This is a genomic window from Pseudomonas agronomica, from assembly GCF_025917275.1.
GTDB lineage: Bacteria > Pseudomonadota > Gammaproteobacteria > Pseudomonadales > Pseudomonadaceae > Aquipseudomonas > Aquipseudomonas agronomica.
This window is the reverse complement of sequence record NZ_JAOSHO010000961.1, coordinates 1-732: the sequence shown is the minus strand read 5'-3', so window position 1 is coordinate 732 and position 732 is coordinate 1. Positions and strand designations below refer to the sequence as shown.

Sequence of the window (732 nt, the reverse complement as noted above, 5' to 3'; positions counted from 1 at the left end):
AGGTTTTATGGCGTGGCTGGCTGCGTCAACCCTCAGCCAGCCGGCGTTGATCAGAACTCGTGATCAGCGTTGTCCGGATTGAGGTCGCTGATGCCCAGCTTGCCCGCGGCCTGTTCTATCGAACCGGTCTGCTTGACCAGGGCGGCGATGGCGTCGCGTACGATCTGGTTGCCCGCGGTGTTGCCAGCGGCGATCAGTTGGTCGTAGTGCTCACCCTTGTTGGCGTGATCGACCATGACCTGGATCTTGGCTTCGGTGTCGGCCAGGTCGGTCTTGAGCGCGGTGTCGGCGGCCGGGTCGGCCTTGGCCACAAGGGATGACAGGCTGGCGCCGGTCATCTTGGTGCCGTCGACACGGGTGTATTCGCCCAGGTAGACGTTACGCACGCCTTTGGCATCGTAGAAATGCGAGTTGTGGGTGTTGTCGCTGAAGCAATCCTGTTCGTCTTCCGGGGAGTTGGCTTCCAGGGAGACTTTCATGCGCTCGCCCGCCAGTTCGCCCAAGGACAGGCTGCCCATGCCGAACAGCATCTTGCGCAGGCCGGTTTCGGCAGGTTCGGCTTCCAGGGTGGCACGGTAGTTGTCGGCCACGTTCGGCTTCCAGTTGCCGACCATTTCCTGCAGGTCGTTGACCAGCAGTTGGGTCACGGACTTCAGGTAGGCACGACGACGGTCGTTGTGGCCGCCAGTGGCGCCGGCGCCTTCCAGGTAATCCGAGGCCGGACGATTGCCA

The 732-nt window shown here is 62.6% G+C and carries 1 protein-coding gene; it reads right to left on the bottom strand.

Going from position 1 to position 732, the window contains the following annotated elements; all coding sequences use genetic code 11:
- Window positions 1-50: 50 nt before the first annotated feature.
- The coding region (locus OC610_RS28380; RefSeq protein ID WP_332880488.1) for an imelysin family protein at window positions 51-732 on the bottom strand (682 nt) is incomplete at its 5' end.